The sequence below is a fragment of the Leptospira congkakensis genome (genome assembly GCF_004770265.1).
In the GTDB taxonomy this organism is placed as follows: Bacteria; Spirochaetota; Leptospiria; order Leptospirales; family Leptospiraceae; genus Leptospira_A; species Leptospira_A congkakensis.
Genome location: NZ_RQGQ01000004.1, coordinates 150672 through 169241, shown reverse-complemented (window position 1 = coordinate 169241; position 18570 = coordinate 150672). Strand labels below are relative to the sequence as shown.

Annotated in this window: 15 protein-coding genes; 1 reads left to right on the top strand and 14 read right to left on the bottom strand. The window is 34.1% G+C overall.

Annotated features, from left to right (window positions below; translation table 11 throughout):
• The first annotated feature begins 102 nt into the window (after positions 1-102).
• Positions 103-1620: an LA_3751/LA_3752 family putative glycosyltransferase gene (locus tag EHQ70_RS01725; RefSeq protein ID WP_135583263.1), complete on the top strand. Its 1518-nt coding sequence runs from the start codon at positions 103-105 to the stop codon at positions 1618-1620.
• 16 nt (positions 1621-1636) lie between these two features.
• On the opposite strand, the gene EHQ70_RS01720 is transcribed toward EHQ70_RS01725, so the two are convergent.
• The 14 genes from EHQ70_RS01720 to EHQ70_RS01655 form a co-directional block, all read right to left on the bottom strand.
• Positions 1637-2629 carry a glycosyltransferase family 2 protein gene (locus EHQ70_RS01720; RefSeq protein ID WP_135583262.1) on the bottom strand — a complete coding sequence of 331 codons (993 nt, stop codon included), beginning with the start codon at positions 2627-2629 and terminating at the stop codon, positions 1637-1639.
• Positions 2630-2666: 37 nt separating this feature from the next.
• A complete protein-coding gene (locus tag EHQ70_RS01715) occupies positions 2667-4073 on the bottom strand; it encodes a dolichyl-phosphate-mannose--protein mannosyltransferase (protein ID WP_135583261.1) in 1407 nt (468 codons plus the stop codon).
• Positions 4074-4170: 97 nt separating this feature from the next.
• Positions 4171-5700, bottom strand: coding sequence for an LA_3751/LA_3752 family putative glycosyltransferase (locus EHQ70_RS01710; RefSeq protein WP_135583260.1), 1530 nt, complete (start codon positions 5698-5700; stop codon positions 4171-4173).
• A gap of 2 nt (positions 5701-5702) precedes the next feature.
• Positions 5703-6842, bottom strand: coding sequence for a glycosyltransferase family 2 protein (locus tag EHQ70_RS01705; protein WP_135583259.1), 1140 nt, complete (start codon positions 6840-6842; stop codon positions 5703-5705).
• Positions 6839-8773, bottom strand: a complete 1935-nt coding sequence (locus EHQ70_RS01700) for an O-antigen ligase family protein (RefSeq protein ID WP_135583258.1) — start codon at positions 8771-8773, stop codon at positions 6839-6841. Before EHQ70_RS01700 ends, EHQ70_RS01705 begins: the two co-directional genes overlap by 4 nt.
• Before the next feature lie 4 nt (positions 8774-8777).
• Entirely contained in the window at positions 8778-9572 is a 795-nt protein-coding gene (locus tag EHQ70_RS01695) for a glycosyltransferase family 2 protein (protein WP_135583257.1), read from the bottom strand.
• A 78-nt stretch (positions 9573-9650) separates the two neighbouring features.
• Positions 9651-10412: a glycosyltransferase family 2 protein gene (locus EHQ70_RS01690; protein ID WP_135583256.1), complete on the bottom strand. Its 762-nt coding sequence runs from the start codon at positions 10410-10412 to the stop codon at positions 9651-9653.
• A 54-nt stretch (positions 10413-10466) separates the two neighbouring features.
• A complete protein-coding gene (gene glf, locus EHQ70_RS01685) occupies positions 10467-11591 on the bottom strand; it encodes a UDP-galactopyranose mutase (protein ID WP_135583255.1) in 1125 nt (374 codons plus the stop codon).
• Positions 11588-12517 carry a glycosyltransferase family 2 protein gene (locus EHQ70_RS01680; protein ID WP_135583254.1) on the bottom strand — a complete coding sequence of 310 codons (930 nt, stop codon included), beginning with the start codon at positions 12515-12517 and terminating at the stop codon, positions 11588-11590. Before EHQ70_RS01680 ends, glf begins: the two co-directional genes overlap by 4 nt.
• Positions 12514-13722, bottom strand: a complete 1209-nt coding sequence (locus EHQ70_RS01675; protein ID WP_135583253.1) for a glycosyltransferase family 4 protein — start codon at positions 13720-13722, stop codon at positions 12514-12516. Before EHQ70_RS01675 ends, EHQ70_RS01680 begins: the two co-directional genes overlap by 4 nt.
• Positions 13706-15013, bottom strand: coding sequence for a glycosyltransferase family 4 protein (locus EHQ70_RS01670; RefSeq protein ID WP_135583252.1), 1308 nt, complete (start codon positions 15011-15013; stop codon positions 13706-13708). The genes EHQ70_RS01675 and EHQ70_RS01670 overlap by 17 nt, the downstream gene beginning before the upstream one ends.
• A gap of 216 nt (positions 15014-15229) precedes the next feature.
• Positions 15230-16144 carry a glycosyltransferase family 2 protein gene (locus EHQ70_RS01665; protein WP_135583251.1) on the bottom strand — a complete coding sequence of 305 codons (915 nt, stop codon included), beginning with the start codon at positions 16142-16144 and terminating at the stop codon, positions 15230-15232.
• Positions 16145-16156: 12 nt separating this feature from the next.
• Positions 16157-17389, bottom strand: coding sequence for a hypothetical protein (locus tag EHQ70_RS01660; RefSeq protein ID WP_135583250.1), 1233 nt, complete (start codon positions 17387-17389; stop codon positions 16157-16159).
• Positions 17390-17526: 137 nt separating this feature from the next.
• On the bottom strand, positions 17527-18525 hold the full coding sequence (locus EHQ70_RS01655) for a phosphoglycerate dehydrogenase (protein WP_135583249.1): 999 nt from the start codon (positions 18523-18525) through the stop codon (positions 17527-17529).
• Between the last annotated feature and the right edge of the window lie 45 nt (positions 18526-18570).

The following is an 18570-nucleotide window of genomic DNA, read 5'->3' as shown; positions in this document are numbered from 1 at the left end:
TCCCAATAGCGCCAGGGGAAAGGCTAAAAAACTTGACATGACGGAATCTAACTTTCATTTTATATTTTAAAGAAATTTGAGATTAGTGGGAGATTGTTTTCAGTGAAAAACAAAATACAAAATACAAAACCATTGGTCTATCTCCTAATTTTTGGAGTTTTTTTTATAGGCGTTCAGGTTTTTATCTCAGCAAAAACTAGTTTTATTTCTGACTCCCTAGCCAAATCAATACAAATCGAATCTGCAAAAAAATTCCAAGACTCTATCCTATATCCAGCTGAATCAATCGACCCAGAAAAAAGTATGCATCCGGTTCTTTTTGTAATCCCGAACCAAGGCAAATTGAAATCTGTATTTTCGGAAGCATTTGCCGAAACGTATGCGAAACTTTTTTTCTTCCTCCCAATCCAATGGATCATGTTCACAAATGTTATATTTCTGCTACTTTCTGCTTATTGCCTCTACAAAATTGGAAAGGTTCCAGTTGAAATTTCTCTATTAATTTTTATATCATCCGTAGTATTTTCACAAGTCCTAGACATCTCAGAAGTCCCTCTAACCATTTTTTGGATTTCCTTTTCTTATTCACTTTGGTCACGAGGTCTCAAAGAAAAAAATTCAGTAAGCATCGCAATCGCTATCTTTTTAATGGTTTTAGGAAGTTTTTTACGATCAGAAATATTGATACTTTCGGGTTTAGTTTATGCGATTTCGATTCCCTTGCTTTATTTCCAAAAAAAATATTCTGGATTGATTTACATTACTTTTGGATTCGTAATTCCAGTTCTAAGTTTTTTTCTTTGGAATCATTTTGAATACGGGCATTTTTTAGGAATCAGATACTTTTACAATTATTCAATCTTACAAAACAATCCGAGCGGTTCTCATCTCTATCAATTACAAAAAATACTATTCACTTCATTTTCAGAACCTGGACTAAAGGTTGGTTTTTTTCTATATTCACCCTACTTTTTATATGTTTTATATTTTTACAGAAATCAATTTCGAAATTTCAATGTTTTAGATACAACAAACTACCATCTCACAATTTTAATTCTTTATCCTATCATCGTTGGACTCAGTGCTCCTAATGATGGTGTCACAATCACAAGTAGGTATGTATTATTGACAATAATTCCAGGGATTTTTTTGATCACCAATCAATGGAAAAATTTAAAAACAAAAAAAGTTTTTTTGTCTTTAATATTATTTTCTATTATCATCAACTTATTTTTTCTTAAAGTATCCAAAGAAAGTTTTAAAATGATACGAAAGACAAACCTGAATTACGAATCTTTACAATCTGATTTATGGATTTTTTATGATACTAATTTAAGTGGAACGGCTGGATTATCGTTATTAACTCAGCCTAGTATTTCCTTCTCAGAGTTTGAAAATGAAAATAGCAGAAGATCACTTTTTTCGAGAATTAAAAAAGAAAATTTAAAAAATATTTATATATTCGATTTTTCGAAAACGACTCCAAACGCTTTTATGCATACAAAACGTTCGGTGGAGTTAAACTCCGATCTCTTCACCAGAGTATTACAGGAAGAGGGATTCGAATGTAATACTTATGAAGAAAAAAGTTGGATCGGATACAGATTTTGTAAAAATTAAGTATAGTTAATAAAAACTATTTTTTCTTTTTAATAGCGCCGTTTTTCACAAATTCAACGACATACAGAGGTCTTCCCTTTGATTCCTCAAAGATCCGAGCAATGTATTCACCCAGAATTCCAATCGAAATCAGTATAGACCCACCAATCAAACAGATCAAAGTCACAATAGTAGCCCATCCCGGATTGTAAACAATAGGCATTTGCAAAATAAAATGTTGGAAAGCCCGAAACAAAGCATAAACTCCCACAGCAAATCCAATGATAGCCACAATGATCCCAAGACCTAAACTAAACCGCAACGGTAAGGGGGAAAAAGAAACGGCAGCATTCATCGCAAGTTTTAACATCTTTCGTAATGGATACTTCGTTTCCCCAGCCACTCGTGGATCCCGATTATAAAACACGGGAGCCTGAGGGAATCCTATCCAAGCATTCATCCCCCGAAGGAATCTGTGATTTTCACGCAGTCCATTCAATGCATCCAAACACCTTCTAGAAATTAGTCGGAAATCACCCGAATCTAGTGGTAGGTCTTTATGAACCAAAATTTTCATAATTCGATAGAAAGCCCATGCGGTTGTTTTCTTAAAGAGCGACTCACCGGAACGTGCCAATCTTTGTCCGTAAACAACATCGTACCCGTCTCTATATTTAGAGAGCATTTCTAAAATGACTTCAGGTGGATCCTGTAAATCTGCATCCATGATGACAACAGCTTCACCTTTGGCATAATCCATTCCGGCTGTAACAGCGATTTGGTGACCAAAATTTCGAGAAAGGCTAACCACTTGGACACGGGGATCCGTTTCCGACCAGGAAACTAACTGAAAAATAGAATCGTCCGTACTACCATCATTCACAAAAATAATTTCTGTTTTGACTGGAAGAAGTTTCAACAGTTGATCCAATCTTTCTTTCAGAAAGGGAAGTGCGGACTCCTCATTATAACAAGGGATAATGATTGATAATAAATTTGGATTTTTTCTTTTTTCTAAATAATATTTCATAAAATTTAAATTCAATTGCTCACAAACAAAACTGGTTCTACTTTGTGAGTTTGTACTCCTCTACTGTAAATCCATAGAATGCAGATTGTCCCATTTTTTCATTTTTTGCGTCTATAGGAAATCCAATACCATTTCCTTCTATAAAACGTCTCAAAACACAAACTTTAGATTGTTCCATTTTTGTATTTGTACCAGTTAAGATTGGTAAAAACTCAGAATGCCCTTCCCATTTTAAATACAAACTGAGAAATTCAGGATATGAATCAATGAGAACAATTGGACCGGAACAATGGTTGGCAACATAATGAGCAGCTCCTCGCCAATCTTCCTTAAATACAAAATAGAAATTCTTCTTAAAATCAATTAACGAAAATATTGTGAGTAAAATAAGAGCGGGAAGAACGTACCACTTCTCTAAAACCTTCTCAAGATTTTCAGCGATAAAATAATAGATTAAAGGGAGGGTGATAATCCAATTACGATTTGTAACAATAGGTTTGAATAGAGAAAACAAACTTGTAGAAATGATAATAAAGAGAGCTACCAATAAAAAAATTCTACCAGAGGAGTATTTAGTTTCAGAACCATCCTCTGAAGTGATTTGATTTCCCTTAACCACCCAATAGACAAGTGCAAATATAGGCACCAGGACGGTTAAATATAGAAATTTCTTTGAAGTATAAAAAAACAAAGAATAATAAGCTATATACAATATCGAACCGGGTGGATCAATCCAGCTAGCAGTCGCAATTTTGGTTCCACTGCCAAGTGTATATAAAAAAGGGAGGAATGCTAAAAAACTAAAGGCTCCAAGTAAAAAAACCAATTTTGCTTCAACAAAACGTTTTAAAACAAACCTAAGCCAAAAGATAAAATACAAACTACCAACAAAAATAAATCCAAACAAATGAACGTAGGAAATAAGAACGGATAGAAGCATTAAAGAAAATAAACGAATTCGTTTATGCGCTTCTAAATCAAGATTTGCAAAAAGAACCACAATCATAGAAGACAAACATAACAACAATGAATATGATCTCAACTCTTGCGAATAATAGATGGCACCTGGGGAAAACGAAATCAAAAACAAAAACAAAAATCGTTTTGGTTTGGCCCAAGATTTAGTTAGGATCCAAAGAAAAATTAGATTAACAACGGATATGGCAACAGGAAACAATTTTACGGAGAATTCAGTAAAATCGGGTAAAAGTCGAATCCAAAAAGAAAGTAAAATTTGAAACAGAGGTGGATGAGGATCTTCCGCAAGATATGCCCAAAAATCCGACCAATTCATAAGTGAAGAAGCATAAACAGAGTAAAGTTCATCTCCCCATAAACTTTGTCGATTTAGTTTATGAAAACGCAGAACGACCCCAACAATAAAAGATAATAAAATTCCAATTTCAAATTTAAATTCTAATATTTTATTTCGCAGCTGATTCACATTTTCCCCCAGAAGGTTAACCTAAATTCAGTATTATCTTTGTTAGAAAGTGTATCTAAAACAGCGGCGACCAAAATGAAAAAGAATCGATTTGTATTCATTTTCTTTGTTCCAAAAGATAACCTTTAAAATGCGCTAATTTATGCTCTGATTCAATTTTATATAGTTTTGGATTTAGCGTAAAATTAACATCAAACTTCTCTTTCCAAATATGAGCAGGAAATTCATTACTCACCAAATGATTACCTTCCCATTGTAAGTATAAAACCCGTAGTTTCTTAGTTCCCAAAACTGTTTCTACTTTATACCAATCCTCATTGGAATAAACGGCAATTTGAGGGTATTCAATATAACTGTTTCCTACTAAGTAAGACAAAGACAAACCGCGTTGTACAATTAGATCCGGTTGAATTTTATTTATTTCATCTATCATTTGATGGTATAACTTAGATGAGGAGGTCCATTGTTTGATTGCTCTGGTATCTGACTTATAAGAGAAATATAAAAATGGTAACAAAATTAGAATGAATAAATAGTTTTTAGATTTTTTGGCTAATGAAAGAAAGGAACCAATCATGAGAAGATAGATTCCACTTTCAAAATAGCGCATTCCAAAAATATCAACACCTGCACGATAAGGTGATAAAATCGGTAACAAAATCACAAACAATAGTCCTGAAAATAAAAAAGGACGAATTTCTGATTTTTTATCCCACCAAGTAGCAACAATAGACAAAAACAGGATTGGATATCCTTTAAAAATTCCTATTTTAAAATCATTTCCCCAAAGATCAGCCAACCATTCGTTTGTTAGATCCCTTTTGAGTCCCGATTCCATATCTGTTACCGTATTCAATCCTCGCATCCCAAGAATATGGCCATATACATTCTGATTCCAAACGAAGAATAACAACTGCAATACGACACAAAGAAAAACATAAGGAATTAGGTTCTTGGTCAACTGCCAGTGATTCTTTCCAAACCCAAAGGCCAAACCTAGGAAAAAAAATAAGGCAATCGTCGATTCTGGTCTCAGTTGAAAATTAAATACAATCGAAACTGCGAGAAGAATTCCATAACGGAACTGTTTTTCCCTTTGAAACTCTAAAAAAGAAAGGATTGCAGAAAGAAAAAAGAAATTGGTTAAAGTCAGTTCAGAATAATCCAATGAAGACAAAAAGATAGGTGTCATACATTGAATGAGTAGAACTGAAATTAGTAGAACACCACCCCTACTCTCATAAAGTTTTAAAATCCGATCTAACAACAAAAAGTTAAAAAAGAAAAATAAAATCGGGAGATATGTGATCCAACGAACGGAACTAAAGCTAATGAAAAGTTTCTGAATCCATGTAAATAATACCGGATATTGAAATACACATTCTCCGTTTTTTAGAAAGAATGCCCATGGATACCCAAAAGGGATCATAGAAATATCGAAACCCAATTTACTGGCAGGAAAAAAACATTCTTCGGCTTTCCCACCTTCAAGATTATGAATTACCTGATAGTATTTTATCTGCGGATCACTAGATACAAATACTGAATTATCATTCCACTTCCAACGATAAAAAAGTGGGACAATAAGAATCAGTAAATAAATAGAAATCCTGAATGGGAAACTCATACTTAATCCCGTTTGATAATATGCGCTGTGACTGCTTGTAAACCAAATACTAACAAAGTTAAACTCAAATTGGTTGTAACAATAAATTCTCTTTCCAAGTTAATAAAAATAAAACCAGATTTTTTCCATTGCAGAAAAATCCAAACAATTGCTAAACTTATGATACCCAAGCCGCTCAAAAGAACAAAAAAGAGACGGTCTTCTTCCATATCTAAAATAAATTGATAAATTTTACTAATCCTTGGTTGTTTAGTGGCAATGAGTAAACCAGTTCCCCAGAGGCTCAAACCAAGAATGGATAAAAAAGAAAATAAAACCATAGAATGAATTCCAAACAGATTCATTCCTGCAATCGAAATCACTTTCCCTGCAAAAAAACCAACCAATAACTGAATCCAAAAGAAACCAAATAAACCAAGACCTACTCTTTCAAATAAATGCGGGCCATAAAAAAGAATACGTAATAGATGGCGCATGCCATCTCGCCAAGTTTTCAAGTGAGGAATTCTACCCTCTTTGTCAGGATATAATGAAACAGGAACATGTTCCATTTTTGAATCATGAATGAGTGCTTTAATTAAAAGTTCGGATGCAAATTCCATTCCCTTACTTTTAATCTCCCAAGACAAATATTTATCCTTTCGAAAACATCGAAAACCGGAGTTACTATCACGAATTTTAAATTTTTTAGAATATAATAAATTAATAATCCAATTAATAACCGGTGTCCCTAGATACCTATGCAAGAAAGGCATAGCTCCCTTATGGATTTCTCCATCCAACCTAGAACCAATTACCATATCAAAATTTCCTTCAACCAATTTTCGAATGAGGGAAGGAGCCTCTAAAAAATCATAAGTATCATCTGCATCAGCAAAAACTATAATGTCTCCCTTTGCATTCCTAATTCCAGAATCAAGAGCAGCACCATATCCTCTATCTTTTGCTGGCGCCACTCGGACTCCAAATTTTTTCGCAATCGCTATAGAACGATCCGTGCTTCCATTATCAGAAACTAAAATTTCAATGTCCATTTCCTTTGTGTGGTCTTTTTTAACCTTCACAAGTTTCTCTAAAACATATGGAAGGGTTTTTTCTTCATTTAAACAAGGAATAACAAAACTAACAGATGGTTTCTTCATAAAGACTCTCGCTTATAAATTTCAAATGGATCATATAAGGACATAAAATATAAAAGTTGGTCCTTAGAATTAAATGGAATGTTCTGGTTAGTTTGAAATTGAATCAATTTCGAGTAACAAATGGCTGGAAAAGTTTCTACGTGAAAACAATCTTCTATTAATTTTGCCTGACCATCAAAGGACCTATCAGAAGCTAAATTCAAAAAGAAATATTTACTGCCTAAAAAACGGTATTCCAAATAAGAGCGAACCGGTAACGGCTCCTCAGGATTTTTAATATATCCTTCCCGAGGAAGATAAAATTCAAAATTATGTGGGGTTACGTATTTATTATATTTTAAAGTAATATGGTCAACAAAGGAAAATCGAAAACAAACAATTGCCAAAAATAGAAATAAAAAAAGAAAAAGAAACTCTTTACCCAAAACAGAAACTGGTCCTACACTTTTATGAGAAGGCCATCGAATAAGGCCAACCATCCCTACGAGAAGAAATACGTTAGAAATTTCTAAACTGTTAAAATCATATAATTCATGAATTGCCCATACAAATAACAAACAGCTAAGTGCCATACTTGCTTTTAACATTGGGAAAATTAAATTTTTGTTTTTTAAAAGAATATTTCCTAACCATAGGAGAATGAGAAGAGAACCAAGGAATCCAAAAGAACCGAAGGCCTGAACATACAAATTGTGTGCGAGTGGAAAACTTTCAAAATTTGCGATGTAATCACGAATATAAAATGCACTACTCGAATCAGGAATTTCAGTAAAACTAAAGGGAATTTTATTCTCAGGAAACATTCCAAACCCAAAAAGAGGGTAAGCTTTTATCGTAGAAAGAATATAAAAACTCCAGATAGAAACTCTAACTGTACTAGAGCCTAAACTAAAGATGGACTTCTCTGATTTGATTAAAAAATAAACCCCGACCAAAAGTAATAATGTCAGGATACCCAAGGTATAATATTTGTTTTTTGGTGATTGGATGAAGAAAAAAAGCAAAACGACAAATATCAAAAAAGAAAGTATCGAATTTCGAGAAATAGTGATCCCGAGAAACATCAAAGAACAAATAATTGCAACAACAATCAAAGCTTTCTGCCAGTGAGATTGTTTTGGCTCAAACCAAAATACAACTGCCAGACCAGCAATCAAAAGAGCGTTTGAAGCAAGTAAACTTACCGGAATTAAAAAAACATCTTCATGATAGGAAGTAATTTGAAAACTTGAATCACCTCCAATTTTCCAAAGAATTAAAGCTGCATTCAAAATAAAAAATAGGATACAAGACTTTAGAAAGAAAATTAATTTTTGCCTATCCCAAACACTGATTAAATGAAAAAAGAGAAAGGCCTCCAAAACAAGAATGCCTCTCTGTAACGCAAAATCATCCCACCAATCCCGACCAATCAAAAGTAGAATGGCAATCAAAGGTATATAAAAAGTTAAAATTTTGGGAGGCGATCGGAAAGAAAGATTTCTGGCACCCATAGCGAGTGCAAAAGCAATCGGAACAGATGGATATGCCATAAAATTGATAAATGAAATTGTTGGGACTATGGCAAGGAAGGGACCAACAATGGAGAAGTTATTCTCTGATAGTTTACGAAAAGATACAATGATAAATAGAATCCAAACAAGGGAAACAAGTTTGATTCCTAGTTTCTGAGGTAGGACTTGGATGGGATCATATTCTGCAATTTTAATAAATACAAAACATGTTAAAAGAGTGGTTAGAAATAAAGACCAGTATTGACGTTTTTCCTTTAGAAAATCACGCCAATGAAAGGCAGAATATATAATAAAAACAAATAAACCTAATCCGATAAGATCGAGTCGAAAGTTCTTCTGATTTGTATGGGATTGTAATAAAAAACTCAACCCTAATACAAGAAACAGATCTATGAGAAAAGGTAAAAACCTTAACATCGGTTTATAGCCAATTAGCAGTTTTAGGAATGTACTTTTCAGGGAGAGATTTGCTAAAAAAATTCCGTTTGTTTGCGATTAAATTGAAATAGATGATATGTCGAAGCGCAGCAACTCCATCTTTCCAGGTAATCTTCTTCCCTTCTAAATAATTTCTTGGATAATAAGAAATTGGAAATTCTTGAACACGTACTTTTAAACGAGCCACCTTTGCTGTGATCTCAGGTTCAAAACCAAATCGTTTTGATTCTAATAAAATATTTTTAAGAATATCCGCACGAAAGACCTTATAACAAGTTTCCATATCCGTTAGATACAAACCGCTAAAAAAATTAGAAAGGATAGTCAGAATTCGATTGATCAAATAATGGAACGTCCGGTGCACTTGACGACCGTCTTTTTTAAACCTAGACCCAAATACCACATCCGCTTTTCCTTTGGCAATAGGTTCGATCAGCATAAAAATTTCATCCATATCGTATTCGAAATCAGCATCTTGAACGATGATGATATCGCCGCTGGCCTCAAGGAAACCACGATGTAAAGCAGCACCTTTGCCCTGATTTTTCTCCTGAGCTAGGATTTTATGCTCAGAACGAAAACGGTAATTTTGGAGAATTTCGAGTGATTTGTCCCGCGAGGCATCGTCAATGAAAACGAGCTCTTTTTGAGTGGGCAATTGGAGGGCATCGACTTTTTCTAAAAACTCAGCCAAATGGGCTGATTCGTTATAGATAGGGATGATGAGGGAGGTTTTGTTTGCCTTCCCAGAACTTCCGAGGTTACGTTTAGTGACCATAGTTTATATCTAGGAATACCAGGAGTAAGTGGAAGTCAAGCGGCAAAAAAGCAGAGATAGGAGGAAGGGTTTCTTTAATTATTTATTTCGATATTTACGTAATCCCATAATTCCGTGAATCATTGTTAGAATCAGTGCATAAAAAAACGAAAGTTTCTCTCGGTTTTTTAACATGCGGAAGTGTGCCAACATCACTTTTTTCTTGTTAGATGTAGCTGCACCCCTACGAACCCGATAACGGGCCAAAATTTCAGAATTGGCAAAAGCAACCTTCCCCTCCCTTAAAATATCAAGCCAGAGTGCATAGTCATCTCGAAGGCTTTTTAAGGAAGGATCAAAGTATTTTTTTCCAACGCTAGGAACATGATAAATTGCAGTGAGTAAACCCACCCGATTGTAATGTAATAAATCCGAATATGTGTAAGATTTTAATTTAACCAAAAACGGTTCGCAAAATTCAAATCCATTTTCATCAATAATTCTATATGACGCGAACGAAAAAGGTGATTTGTTTTTTTCCATAAATGGGATCATCTTTTCCAAAAAGTCAGATTCCCAAAGATCATCAGCATCTAAGAAGGCGATATATTCACCAGACGCTAAATTAATCCCCGTATTACGAGTATCAGCTGAGCCTGAATTTTTTTCCTTTTGAATGAAACGAATCCGAGGATCTGCTTTTGCTAGTTTTTTCGCAAGATTGGCAGTCTCATCTTTTGAACAATCGTCAACAAGGAGTAACTCCCAATCTTTAAAACTTTGATCTAACAAAGATTTTACAGAATCTTCCAAATAAGAAACTGCATTATAGGCAGGCATGATGACGGAAACTTTAGGCATATTTAAGACTTTAAAATCCAGACTTATAAAACTAGGAAAAAAGAAAAGTCAGAATTAAACAGAAGATTGTTTGTTAATAAATTTTTCGGCACAGTCAAGAGCCTCTTCTATAATATGGTGCATATCTAAATACCGATAGGTTGCCAATCGACCGAGAAATGTAACTTTCGATAAACGAGAAACTTCTAACTCATATTCTTTTAATATTTTCATGTCAAGATCTAAGCGTTTCGGGTAGTAGGGAATGTCATTCTCTTCTGTTTCCTTGCTAAACTCTTCAAAATATATGGTTTTAGAATGGGTTTCCCAAGGAGTAAAATGTTTGTGTTCATGAACACGAGTGTAAGGAACCTCTACGTCAGCATAATTAATGACCGGATTCCCTTGGTAGTCCCCCTCTGCCCGGTTTTCCTTAAAATAAACTGTGCGATAACCCAACCTTCCATGTCGGAAAGAAAAATAAGCATCGATTGGGCCCGTATAAAATATATGATCAAAACCCGAAGTCGGTTCAGACTCACCTTGAAAACGTTTCTCCAATGTGATTTTGATATTGGGATGATCCAACATCTTTTGGATCACTACTGAATATCCATCAACGGGGATTCCTTGGTAACTATCGTTATAATAATTATCATCATAATTGAATCGAACAGGAAGTCTTTTTAAAATAGAAGCGGGTAAATTGTGAGGTTCCGTCCCCCACTGCTTTTTTGTGTATCCATAAAAAAATGCCTTATACAAAGGCTCACCGACAAACTTCTTTGCTTGGTCTTCAAAAGTTTTTGGATCTTCAATAGCAGAATCACCTTGTGATTCAATCCATTCTTTTGCTTCTGAAGGATTCATTGCCTTTCCAAAAAACTGATTGATCGTATGCAAATTGATCGGCATTGAATATACTTTCCCTTGGTAGACCGACTTCACTCGATTCACAAAAGGATGAAAGGCACCAAAAGAATTAACATAGTTCCAAACTTTTTCATTGCTAGTATGAAAGATATGAGGCCCATATCGATGAACCATTACATTGGTTTCGGAATCACGTTCTGTATGACAATTTCCACCGATATGGTTTCTCTCATCGATTACTTCGACTAAATAATTTCCGGTTTTCGCAAGTGAATTAGCAATAACAGCGCCAGAAAATCCAGCACCAACGATCAGTATTTTTTTCATAAAACTCGATTTGGTAATATTCTTAATAATTGAAAAATGAAAACTTTTAATAAGATACGAAGTTTAGTATTTAAAAAGGAAACAAACTTCAAAAAAACGGGAGTGGATTCCACACTATATTTTATTCCTAAATTCAAAACGATTTGTTTCCACTGCGACTCTGTCCAACGGACAGATACTAACTTTTCGACAAAAGACTTCGAATGAATTTTTCCCTCATGAAAAACAAAACGACATTCTCTGGCAAAATCAATATCTGAATTCAAAAATTTTGCCATAATTTGTTCAAGCTCTGCGACGCCCCTATTAACATTCTTAGTAGAGAGACCACCGAGAGAATAATGCACAATAGATTCAGGAACCACTTCCCCCCGGTATCCCTCTTTTATAACTCGAAACATAAAATCAACATCGGCAGCGTATTTATAACGAAGGTCAAAACCACCTAACTTTTCATAAATGGTCTTTTTACAGAGATAAGCTTGGTGATTTGAAGGATTTCCAACAAAAAAATCAAAATCTGTTAAGGTTTTTGGTCTCCAAACCTTTAAACCAAACAACATACTGGCAGAGCCGCAAACATAATCAGGCTTTCCGTCTAAAACTCGACTTACTAATTTTTCTAAAGCATAATCATGCAAAAAATAATCATCTGCATTCAGAAAAAGAATCCATTTACCCTTCGCCAATTTTAGGCTTCGATTCATCGCATCATAAACGCCAGAATCTTTTCCGGAATAGAAACTAATTTGTTTTTTTATGGGCTCTAATTTTTCTACAGTTTTATCGGTACTCAAACCATCCCAAACAAGAATTTCAAAGTTAACATTTTTCTGAGATAAGGCTGAGCGAACGGTTCTTAAGATTGTATCTTCTGCATTGCGTACGACAGTAATGATGGATACAAGTGGTTGTTTATGATTCATAAATTTTCACTAAGTTTTTGGTAAATACGAATATGTTCATCGGCACATTGATTCCACGAATACTTATTTACCTGTGTATAACCTTTTTTGGCCAAATCCTTTCGAGTTGTTTCAGAATCCAATAAAGAAGATAACTTAGATTGTAAATCGAAAGGATCCTTTGGATCAAAGAAATAGGCTGCATCATTTGCAACCTCGTGAAAAACTTCTATATCGCTACAAAGAACAGGACAGCCTACTGACATGGCTTCCAACAGAGGGATTCCAAAACCTTCATATAAAGAAGGATAAACAAAAACTTTTGCATTTTGGTAATAATTAGCTAATACTGATTCCGAAGAAAACAAAACTTGATGAACCAAATCCTCTAACTGATATTCTTTAATCCACCTTTTCTCTGATGAGGAAAATTCCCCACCACCAACACAAACTAAATGAAATTTTTTGGTTTTTGCCAAATGAAAAAAGGCATCAAGTAATACTTTGAAGTTTTTATAATCTGAACGATTTCCAACAAACAATATGTAATCAGGATAAGGAAACAATGGTTTTAGACGCGGTTCCGTTGAGAGATCCCCTGCTAAATGGACTACTGAAATTTTATTTTCTGAAATATTACCATAGAGTTTTAACAAATCTTTTTTTGTTGTATTTGAAATACAAATGATATGATCCGCAGACTCACATAAACCTTTTCTATTCTTCAATATAAAATTAGACTGCCCATAATATTCAGGAAATAATTCGTGAACACAGTCATAAACAGTCAAAACTGACTTTGTTTTACTTTGCTGTTTGTTTGCTAAAAAATAATTCTGAAAGTATGTAGGATGAAATACTGAATAACGATTTTGAATCAATGCATCGTTTACTTTTGCATTTAAGTTTTCTATATTTTGTCTTAGACTACGTTTTAAAATCCCACTTTCTCTTTTGATTAAAAATCCAGGAAGTGGAAGACGAAACGTTCGAAAAATCATTTGAATTAAATGATACAGAGTAAAAAGGGAAAGGTTGTTCGGTAAATTTACCCTCTCTTTTGATTCAGTATCTCTTAGAATTCCATTCGAATATTCTTCTATAAGAACAGAAGTATCAAACTCAATCTGGCGTTCCTTCAAACGACGAATGACTTCCAAAAATATTTTCGAAATCCCACCGTATTTGTTTTGGAAAAAAATTTGATGATCAAATAATATTTTCATTTGCACTGAAATTAAAATATGTTTCTTTTGTTAACTTTGCCGTCCGCTCCCAAGTAAATAACTTAGCACGTTCTAACGCACGACGCGAAAAAGAGGATCTCAAATCATTGTCATTGAGTAAATTTTCCATACCGGCGATGATTGAGTTTAGATCATAAGGATTCGCATATAATCCTGCTTCCCCCACTACCTCTGGTAATGAAGATACATTGGAAACGAGCACTGGTAGTCCGCATTGCATTGCTTCTAAAGGTGGCAATCCAAAACCCTCGTAAAAAGAAAGGTAAACGAAAAATTTTGCACCAGAATATATAGAAGACAACTGTTCATCTGGAACAAAACCAAGGAATAAAATTCGCTCCTGAAACAGTGCAGGAAATTCACCGGCGATATCTTCAAAATTTTCACCCCAGCCCTTTCCACCTAACAAAACTAATTTCAAGTTAGAGTTCGACTTTAAACTAGGCAATTGCAGAAATGCGCGAATGGTTGATTTTAAATTTTTTCTAGGTTCTAAGGTTGCAACGCTAAGAATGTATTCACCGAAACTAAGATGAAATTGATTCAAATCTTTTGACAATTGGTCTTTAGATTCAACTTGATAAAAGAATTTGGAAGCCGCAAGAGGAGTCACAGTGATTTGATGATCCAGCAAACCCAATTCGGCTGAGAGCAGATCTTTTTTACTATAATCAGAGATTGTGATAATTTTTGTTTCGGGGTTGATGTCGCGAATCAACTTCCAAACCACATCGTCTTTGTTTCCAACAAAAAATTCGGGGTATTTAATAGAAATCAAATCATAGATAGTAACAACTTTATTGATTTTAGAAGTTTGAATGTATTTGGGAATCGGTAAAAATGTGCTATGAAAAACGAAGCTATCAGTTAAGAACCTTTTCGGAATAGGATAAAAATACCCATACAATCCAATCAACGATAGAAAAAATCGGCTGAAAGAATATAGAAAAAGTAAAACTGCTGATACTCTAGGATAATTTTTTAGATCTAGTTGCTGATATAGCCAAAAGTAAATTTGAAATAGTTTATCCTTAAAACGATTTGCGGATTTTGAAACAAGAAGGCGGTCATCAGAAATTTGTATATTTGAATTCTTTAAGTAAGTTTTAAGATCCAAGATATTTCCATGAATAGAAGAAAGATAAAGTTCTATCTCCTTGTCTCTTAGAAGCTGAAACAACAAATTCTCAATGACTCGAAAAATTCCAGTTTTGGCCTTGTTACTACGCACAGACCAAGCAAGAACAGAAACATCAAAGATAAGTTTCAAGATCTAAAAACTCTTTTTCATTGGAAGGAATATCTAGGTCACTTACAAGGTATTCCATTCCTAAAAGGTCATTGAAAATAAAACTCTTTCGTGAATGTTCATTAAAACAAATTGTTTTCTGAATCAAACCCTCATTAAGTAAAAAGATCTGGATCATCTTTTCACCATATGGTAACCAAACATATTTTTTAATATAGTTCAAATGAGCTCCCATAACTAACGATATAAAAATCCTAGAATTAGGCTATAAATTCGAGTCATTACTTTTAAAGGGAATTTTCCTTTCCAACGCGGAAATTTATCTGCAAGACTGTAATTTGCAAAATGAAACAACCAATGTTTTGATGTTTTACCAACTACTTTCTTTTGCATTTGAATGATTTCACTATGAACTTTTAGATTTTGACTCGTTTTTGTATTTTCATGAATTCGGGTACAAGCTAATACTTCAGGTAAAAAATGGAAATCATTCCTCTTTCCAATTCGTAGCCAATATTCATAATCCATACAATAACCGAGTTTTTCGTTTAAAAATCCAACTGACTCCAAGACATCACTTTTCAAAAACACAGTCGGTTGGCAAATGATACAATAATCTACCAAACGTTCAAAAGAATAAGGCTCTATCGGATAAAATTCCATGAGCCGATCTTCTTTATCAATATGCAAACCGATTCCATAAAGACCAATTTCTTTTTTGTCCTTCAAGGTTTTATAAGCTTTCTCTAAAGCATTCGAATGATAAACATCATCAGAATTTAACCACGCAATGATTGATCCTACAGCTAACTTCCACCCTTTGTTGATAGCATGTGTTTGGCCATTGTCCTTTTCAGATACCCAACGATAACTGATACCAAGACAGTTGGTATTTTTATTCCCTTGGTTTTTCAAGGTTCGAAATGAAAGTCCATTGTATTCACCACTCAATTCTCCTGAGTGAATCAAATTTGCATAATCCGTAATGATGGAAACGGAGTTATCCTTGGAACCGCCATCCATCACAACCATATCAATATAAAATGGACCTGATTGCGTTAGGATCGAATTTAATGTCCGATCTAGAAACTCACCCTGGTTATAGGAAGGTGTGACGATAGAGATGATTTCAAAGGTTTCTATTTGTTTCATATAATACTAATCTTAATCAAAAGGATAAAATTGTGGTTTATACCAATCCCAAATTCTCTCAGGGGCAAGATTAATATCTGAATCTCTTATATTCCAGAGTTGAGTTTTTTTGGATATGGCTGCAGATAATTGTATAGAAAAAGAAATCAAAACGAAAACCAAAAAGCTGAATTTAAACAAATTATACTGATAGTATCGGTTCATACTTAAGCAGAGAAGTAATGCAAAAAAAGGAATAATATCAGTCATAAATCTTGGACCAACAGAATGTCCTGCCCACCAATGGGGAAAAAGAGATACTGCAAAAATGTGCAAAACAATGATCAGCATAGAAATATAAGCTAAAAGATTATGTGATTTCAAATTTCCAAAAGAAAAAAAAGCAAAGATTAAAAACGGAGACCAAATTAAAAGCCCGCGATTGGGACTAAAAAGATTTGCAAGAATTGCTACTTTAAAAGATTCCCATTCGAAGGCCAATCGACTTGAACTATAATACGGTGGCAAAAGTTCACCAAAATTCAAATAATTAAAGCCAAGGAAAATTAAACCTGAAGCCAGAATAGCTATACAATATTTCACTCTATTGTTCCGGAACTGAAACAATACAAACAAAGAAATGACAAGAAGTGGAATTGAATTAGTAGGTCGAATAATATAAGCACTTGTTAGAGCAATTCCCAAGAGTGGTAAAAAATCTGAGTTTCGTTTAAGAGAATAAACCAATATATAAAGAGAAATTGATAACATAAGAACACTTCCTGGATGTTGCCAAAGGGCCCTACTTCCAGAAGTAAAAAGAGGCGTGCACAAGGCTACAGCCATGATTAGGAAGCCCGATTTCCATTTCGAGAGATAGAAAAGAAACAATTTGTAAAGGAAGTATAAGGAAGCAACAATAAGTAATGATGCAATTAACTTTTCCATTTGAGCATGATGTTCTATTAGAAAAGCATCCGAGAAAAAAAACTTTAAAAAAAATACCAAAGGAAGGATGAGAATACTAATTCCATAAGGGAAATAATTAAAATAGTGATCGTTTATTTTAACAGCAGAATATGATTCCACTGGATTATAAGACATGAATTCATCTAAATTCATATCACCATCGTTCAGAATACTCAAACTGGATGGTATCACCCAAAAAGAATCTAAGGTTACCATAGGACGAGTAAGCATATACACAGCAAAAACAATAAAACTACAAAACAAAAAGACCGATAATTCGCTTTTAATTTTCAACATATCTTTTCCTAACATTAAATATTCCTAGTTAGATGAATTAACTAATTTAAATTTCAGAATTCAAACTTAGGGATTTCGCTTTTACAAATTCAAAGTAAACAATTTTTGGATCTTTAGTTACGACAGTAACAGATTATTTAAAACTCCGAGTTTTCGTATTCAAACTCAGGAACTTCACTTAACAACGGCAAAGATTGAAAAAAACGGATTAACTCTTCCGTTGCTTGACTTTCCATCGCCAAACGACAATCAAACGAGCAAGAGCCCATATGCTGCGTAAGAACCACATTTTCTAATTCAGACAACTTACCTTTATAAGGTTCTTTTTCATATACATCCACAGCCATTCCGGCAATTTCAAGATTTTTTAGGCAATGATACACATCTTCTTCATTAACGATTCCACCTCTGGAAAAGTTTATCAAAAAGGAGTTTTTTCTCATTAGCTTCAGCTCTCGTTCACCAATTAAATTACGAGTAAGAGGTGTTAAGGGAACATGAACACTAACAATATCCGAAAATTCCAATAGAAATTCTAATGAAACCTGCTCTATGTTTAAACCTAAGCTTCTTAGGCTTTGAATCTCTTCGGGTTTATCTAAAATATCGCTAACGTATACTTTGGTAGGTGAAAAGCCGTTCAGTAAAGTTGAAATTTTGAAACCAACACGACCGAATCCAATAATCCCGATGGTAGCCGAATTAATACTGATACCGACAGGACGTGTCCACTTACCGACCCGTATCTGCCGATCTGCCAAAGCAACTTGCCTTGGTAATGTAATCATCATACCAATCACTAATTCCGCAACAGCTAAGGTGACGGCATCTGGAGTGTATGAAACCTTAATACCTTTTTCACGACATAACCGCAATGGCACGGAATCCAATCCAATCCCGACTCTGGAAATAAATTTCAACTTTTTTGAATTATTTATTAGTAAACTTAAATTCTCCGTCCCTGCGATGATTCCAACAGAATCTTTTGCAAACTCCGAAACTTCTTCTGCCGTGAGTTTTCGACTTAATGGATTGATTGTATAACTAAATCCAGATCGATTCAATAATTCAATGGGAAGTCTATCGTAATTTCCGAACGGGTATGTTGAAACAAATATGTTTCCATTTTTGAGCATCTCTTTAAATTACCTTAACGTTCAAAATTAAATACAGCAGTCAAT

Bases quoted from the DNA above. Each gene is read 5' to 3' on its own strand.
- EHQ70_RS01660 (WP_135583250.1), bottom strand. From the start codon at position 17,389: ATGTTGAAAATTAAAAGCGAATTATCGGTCTTTTTGTTTTGTAGTTTT.
- EHQ70_RS01675 (WP_135583253.1), bottom strand. From the start codon at position 13,722: ATGAAAATATTATTTGATCATCAAATTTTTTTCCAAAACAAATACGGT.
- EHQ70_RS01710 (WP_135583260.1), bottom strand. From the start codon at position 5,700: ATGAGTTTCCCATTCAGGATTTCTATTTATTTACTGATTCTTATTGTC.
- EHQ70_RS01655 (WP_135583249.1), bottom strand. From the start codon at position 18,525: ATGCTCAAAAATGGAAACATATTTGTTTCAACATACCCGTTCGGAAAT.
- EHQ70_RS01705 (WP_135583259.1), bottom strand. From the start codon at position 6,842: ATGAAGAAACCATCTGTTAGTTTTGTTATTCCTTGTTTAAATGAAGAA.
- EHQ70_RS01690 (WP_135583256.1), bottom strand. From the start codon at position 10,412: ATGCCTAAAGTTTCCGTCATCATGCCTGCCTATAATGCAGTTTCTTAT.
- EHQ70_RS01700 (WP_135583258.1), bottom strand. From the start codon at position 8,773: ATGTTAAGGTTTTTACCTTTTCTCATAGATCTGTTTCTTGTATTAGGG.
- EHQ70_RS01665 (WP_135583251.1), bottom strand. From the start codon at position 16,144: ATGAAACAAATAGAAACCTTTGAAATCATCTCTATCGTCACACCTTCC.
- EHQ70_RS01680 (WP_135583254.1), bottom strand. From the start codon at position 12,517: ATGAATCATAAACAACCACTTGTATCCATCATTACTGTCGTACGCAAT.
- EHQ70_RS01695 (WP_135583257.1), bottom strand. From the start codon at position 9,572: ATGGTCACTAAACGTAACCTCGGAAGTTCTGGGAAGGCAAACAAAACC.
- EHQ70_RS01720 (WP_135583262.1), bottom strand. From the start codon at position 2,629: ATGAAATATTATTTAGAAAAAAGAAAAAATCCAAATTTATTATCAATC.
- glf (WP_135583255.1), bottom strand. From the start codon at position 11,591: ATGAAAAAAATACTGATCGTTGGTGCTGGATTTTCTGGCGCTGTTATT.